The organism is Chamaesiphon sp. (assembly GCF_041737865.1).
Taxonomy (GTDB): domain Bacteria; phylum Cyanobacteriota; class Cyanobacteriia; order Cyanobacteriales; family Chamaesiphonaceae; genus Chamaesiphon.
In genome coordinates this window covers 1-5,084 of sequence record NZ_JBGSQZ010000020.1, presented here as the reverse complement: position 1 = coordinate 5,084, position 5,084 = coordinate 1, and the positions used below count along the sequence as shown (strand labels likewise).

4 protein-coding genes are annotated in these 5,084 nt (G+C 48.8%); all 4 read right to left on the bottom strand.

From position 1 onward, the window contains the following. The coding region (locus ACEW9J_RS01350) for a BON domain-containing protein (RefSeq protein WP_373543355.1) at window positions 1–497 on the bottom strand (497 nt) is incomplete at its 3' end. A gap of 49 nt (window positions 498–546) precedes the next feature. Further along, window positions 547–1,566, bottom strand: a complete 1,020-nt coding sequence (locus tag ACEW9J_RS01345) for an NADP-dependent oxidoreductase (RefSeq protein WP_373543356.1) — start codon at window positions 1,564–1,566, stop codon at window positions 547–549. 121 nt (window positions 1,567–1,687) lie between these two features. Further along, complete coding sequence (locus ACEW9J_RS01340; protein ID WP_373543354.1) at window positions 1,688–1,900, bottom strand: hypothetical protein; 213 nt, start codon at window positions 1,898–1,900, stop codon at window positions 1,688–1,690. A 129-nt stretch (window positions 1,901–2,029) separates the two neighbouring features. Beyond that, window positions 2,030–4,948 (bottom strand): beta-phosphoglucomutase, encoded by a 2,919-nt coding sequence (gene pgmB, locus ACEW9J_RS01335; protein WP_373543353.1) that lies wholly within the window; start codon window positions 4,946–4,948, stop codon window positions 2,030–2,032. Window positions 4,949–5,084: the final 136 nt, after the last annotated feature.

Genomic DNA, 5,084 nt, shown 5'->3' with positions numbered 1-5,084 from the left:
AGTGCTGAGTTAATGTCTTGTTCGATTGCCATTTTTACCGCTTTAGATTGGACAGAGATCCCGTTAGATACGCCTGTGACACCCATCATTTGTTGCACGAGATCTACCGCAGCATTCTGTTGGTACCACCACTCAACTTCCCCCGCTAGCGATACCCAGCCGTCATCAACTATGACTTCAACAACATCTGAGGGAATTATGGTAGACCATGCGATTCGATCGATGACAGCAGCAGTAATATCTTCATCTGTGCGGTAATAAGCATCTGGGATATTGACTTCAATCTCGTCGATAATTGTCTGTACTCCATTTATCCGTTTAACTGCATTCACCGCTGCCCATTTTTCGATATAACTGGTAGCATAACCATTGAGTGTCACTGTGCCATCTTTCACTAATACAACGATGTCTGTGATGTTTACGCTTGGCTCGTAGCTGAGTTCGGAAAGGACATCATCTTGTAATTCTGTATCGGTTTTATCTAAGGTGTAAATCATTTGTTTTTTAGATTTTATGTAATTTATTAATCGAGTTCTGGATAACTATCTACTCTAACTTCACGACCATCTTGCCGATATTTTTACCATCAAACAAACCGAGAAATGCGCTCACAGCTTTGTCGATTCCGAATACGACTGTTTGCTTATTCTTCAATTTGCCATCCCGAAAATAGCCGCCGACTTCCCGTTCAAATTCGGCCTGATGACCCAGCCAATCGCTAGCAATTAGCCCTTTCATCGTCAATCGTTTGGTAGTGATATTAAATAGATTGCTCGGCCCAGGTTGGGGCATTGCCGTGTTGTAGCTAGAGATGCCGCCACAAGCAATAATTCGTCCATTCACGCGCAATGCTGAGAGTGCAGCTTCAAGCATTTCACCGCCGACATTATCGAAGTAGACATCAATCCCGTTGAGGGCGGATAGGTGCAATCGTTCGGCGAGCGAGATCGTCGGAATGGATGGTTCGTGTTTATAATCGAAGGCGACATCAAATCCGCAATCTTTCACCAAAAATTCAACTTTCTCAGCCGAACCTGCCGAGCCGATGACCTCGCAGCCGCGCAATTTCGCCAATTGCCCAGCCATATTTCCCACCGCACCAGCAGCTCCCGAAATAAAGATAATATCCCCAGCTTGGACATCGACTAAATTCAATCCAGCCCAAGCTGTCAAGCCTGTCATGCCAAGGGCACCAAGGTAAATCGATGGTTCGATCTCACGGCTGACTGGGTGTAATTGTTGCGGTGTAGCCATAAAGTATTCTCGCCAGCCAAAGTTGGAAGTGACAATATCGCCTGGTTTGAATTTTTCGGCGTGGGACTCAATGACCTCGCCGACTGCGCCGCCATCCATCGCTTTGCCTAGCTCGAATGGCGGCACATAGGATTTCCGATCGCTCATCCGACCCCGCATATAGGGATCTACCGATAGATAGAGATTGCGGACGAGTACCCACTCATCTTTTAGTAGTTCTATTTTGGTTTCTACGAGAGCAAAGTTAGCTGCTGTAGGCATCCCCTGTGGACGGGAGACTAACTGAATCTCGCGACTGATTAGATCTGGCATAATTTTCTCCAAGATGGCTTCATAGACTAGTGTTGAGTTGCTGAAATGAGTGTGGTGAGAGATCGCGTTGGCGGAGCCTCCGCTCGGCGGAATCGATCTTCCGTTACGACCGTTGGCTAGCCTACCGTCGGTAATCGACCAATCGTTTGAGGTGGAAATAAGCTTCTTCTGGGGTGAGTTGTTGGGCAGTTTCATCAGGGATATAAAATTCCCAACTATCGGGAAAATGCCGCACGACAAAGCTAGGGATTAAGCCCAGCAGAAGTGCCGTTTCTCCTAATTTTTCGGCTCGTGCTGCGAGGGTGATTTCATCGGTAAATTGAGCTTGATTCATGTGGATTTTCTCCTGAATAATCTTGTTTGTTTAAAGGCTAAATTTCATTTTTACCACCCAATCGTTGGCGGTAGCGGAGCGTTTGCCCTAGCAATAGCCTACGGTCGGTAATAATCTGACCGCTATGATTTAAAGGATTGGTATTTCAATAGGTTGAGAGAAGTTTTTTGGAGCTAGTTTTAATTGAGCTTGAAGATCGACTAAGTGAACGCCAACGAGGTTTGGTAGGACGATATCAGCGGCTCCAACGCGATTAATGGGGCCGATGCCGATCGATCTCATCCCAGCCGCGATCGCCGCTTGAACGCCCACAGTGGCATCTTCCACAACCACACACCGATCGGGAGGAAGTCCGATCTGTTGAGCAGCATGGAGAAATAAGTCTGGAGCTGGCTTCGGAGCATCGACACTATCACCATCAGCGATCGCATCCACCAGATTACCAATTCCTAATTTCTCGATGACACTTCGAGCATTCTTACTCGCAGAACCGATCGCGATTTTAATTCCTGCTTGTCTGAGTTCTGTTAATAGCTCGACAGCTCCTGGAAACAGATCTTTGGGTGTAATAGTTTCGATCGATTCCAAGTAATAATGATTTTTGCGCTCCATCATTTTCTGAAGATCCGCCTCCGAATACTGTCGAATGCCGATGATGTGCATCAGCGATTCGCGGCGAGATACGCCCCGCAGTGCTTCATTTGCCTGCCTGTCGAAGGGCAATCCCTCTTCATCAGCCAGTCGTTGCCAAGCTTGATAGTGGTATTCGGCAGTATCCGTCAACACGCCATCGACATCGAAGATAAAACCCTGAATATCTGTAGTTGAAACAACTGAGGGCGAGAGGTTGAAATGATGCCAGGTACCACGCCAGTTGAGTTTGAATTTGAGCCGCGTCCAATTCTGTGGCAGATGGGGAGTCGCCACGGGGCCGTTTTCGGTGAGTTGGATACCACCGAAGCCGAAGACGAGAGCTTGCCAAATACCGCCAGCAGAAGCCGCGTGAATGCCATCTTCGGTGTTACCGAAAGTGTTTTGGAGATCGATGAGAGCTGCCCGCATAAAGTGGTCGTAGGCATCTGCCGATTTATCCAGGCTGGCGGCGAGGAGTGCTTGAACGGATGAACCGAGGGATGAGCCGTAATTGGTGTCAGTGCGGGGAGTGTAGTAGTTCCAGTTTTCGTGCAAGATATCCTGGCGATTGGCGAATTCTGGCGTGTTGAATAGGAGATAGAGCAGCATCAGCACGTCGGGTTGCTTGATGACTTGGCTCTGATTCGTTTTTGCCATGCCGAGGACAGATTGGATCGATCGAGTGCGCGGCTCATAGTCGCTTAAATTGAGATCTTCGAGTGCGAAAAAGCCCTCAAATTGCTCGATTAGCAACGTCTTCGGATCGTATGGGATGTACATCTGAGCGATCGTCGTGTGGAAAGCTAGTAGCTGCACTGGCGTGATTTGTAGCTGTTGGGCTAGTTCGATCGATCGCGCTGGAAAGGTTTGCTGTAACCACTCATAGACTTGCAAAGCCTTTTCTAGATGCCATTGCACCAGCCGATTGGTATAGGCATTGTTTCGCACATCCTCATGATATTCATCGGTACCGATGACTCCACACAGTTCGTAGCGTTGCTGTTTTTCGTGCCACTCCACCCGACTCAGCCAGAATAGAGCAGTATCGAGGATAATTTCGGCTCCGCGATCGCGCATCCACCCATCGTCGCCAGTTGCTCGCCAGTATTGCCAGACAGCATAGGCAATGTCGGCAGTAATGTGAATTTCGCGCTCCCCATTCCAGATCCGAACAGGTTCGAGATAAGGATCGCTTGACAGCGACCATTTGGGGGTCATTTCATCGCCAGTAGCCGCACTTTCCCAGGCAAACATTGCCCCCTTGTAACCAGCGTGGGTGGCTTTGCGCCTTGCTCCAGCGAGGGTGTCATAGCGATAGTCGAGGAGGCTGCGGGCGATCTCCGGTTGTGTGAAGGTGAAAAAGGGCAAGATAAAAATCTCTGTATCCCAAAAGATATGCCCCCGATACCCAAATCCCGACAAGGTTTTGGCGGGAACGCTGTCAGGCTCGGTATCTAGAGATCCCTGATTGGTACAGCCACCGATGAAGAGTTGAAACAAGTTGTATCGCACTGCTAACTGAGCGGTAAGATCGCCCTCAATCTCGATATCGCTGTACTCCCAAACTGTTTGCCACGCCTGCTGATGGGCAGTGAGCAGGATCGCATAAGCTGGCAGTTCGGCTAATTTGGTTTGAGCCGCCTGAACTGGTGATTTGGATTCACGAGAGGTAAAGACCGTTATTAGCTTCTCTACGCTGACGCTCTGCCCTGTTCTGGCGACAAAAGTGGTCGTCAAGGTGGGACAGTCAGGGGTATTTATGACCTGCGATCGAGCATCAATGTCAATCGTAGTCATTTTCGCAGCCATGCCGAGTTCGATCTGAGTACTGCGGGTGCGAACGTGGAGCCAGACTCCTTGTTCTGTCTTGCCTCTGTCGAGATGTTCCCAGTGGTCGAAGCCTTGATTTTCGGGATAGCCATTAATACTGGACTGCACCTCGATGGTGCCATCGAAATCGATCGGCGTAATCTCACAGCGCAGTGCTAATACCTGCTCGTCTGCCAAACTCGCAAACCGATCAAACTTTAAATCTACGGTATTGCCAATCGGACTCCGCCAACGGATCGATCGACTCAACACCCCCTGTCGCAAGTCCAGCCGCCGCTCGTAGGCAAGGATTTCACCGCGATCTAACCGAAACTGTTCGCCATTGACGATGACTATTAGTAACAGCCAGTCGGGACAATTTGCTAGCTCCGTATACACCACGGGGATATCATCATAAACCCCGTTAATTAAGGTAATTGGTAACGCATTGGGGTAGCCTTCTTCAAAACTGCCGCGCGTGCCTAAATAACCGTTACCGATCGTAAATACGGTTTCTCTAGCGCGTAATTTTGCTGGGTCGAATTCAGGTTCGGTTAGTGTCCAGTCGGTGTAAATCAGTTCAGCGTGGCGGGTGAGAGTGTTCATGATGTTGAAATAATGGGACTGAAAACTAGTCTTATTTCGCAGATATATTTAAGATTCATGTGTGTCCTCTCGCTCCAATCGGTTGAGACTGGCTACAGACTTTGCACCACTAACTAGGTCTTAGGTGTTAACGATG

What these genes read in the sequence shown, in the direction of transcription:
- ACEW9J_RS01345 (WP_373543356.1), bottom strand. Translation starts at nt 1,566, where the DNA reads ATGCCAGATCTAATCAGTCGCGAGATTCAGTTAGTCTCCCGTCCACAG.
- ACEW9J_RS01340 (WP_373543354.1), bottom strand. Translation starts at nt 1,900, where the DNA reads ATGAATCAAGCTCAATTTACCGATGAAATCACCCTCGCAGCACGAGCC.
- pgmB (WP_373543353.1), bottom strand. Translation starts at nt 4,948, where the DNA reads ATGAACACTCTCACCCGCCACGCTGAACTGATTTACACCGACTGGACA.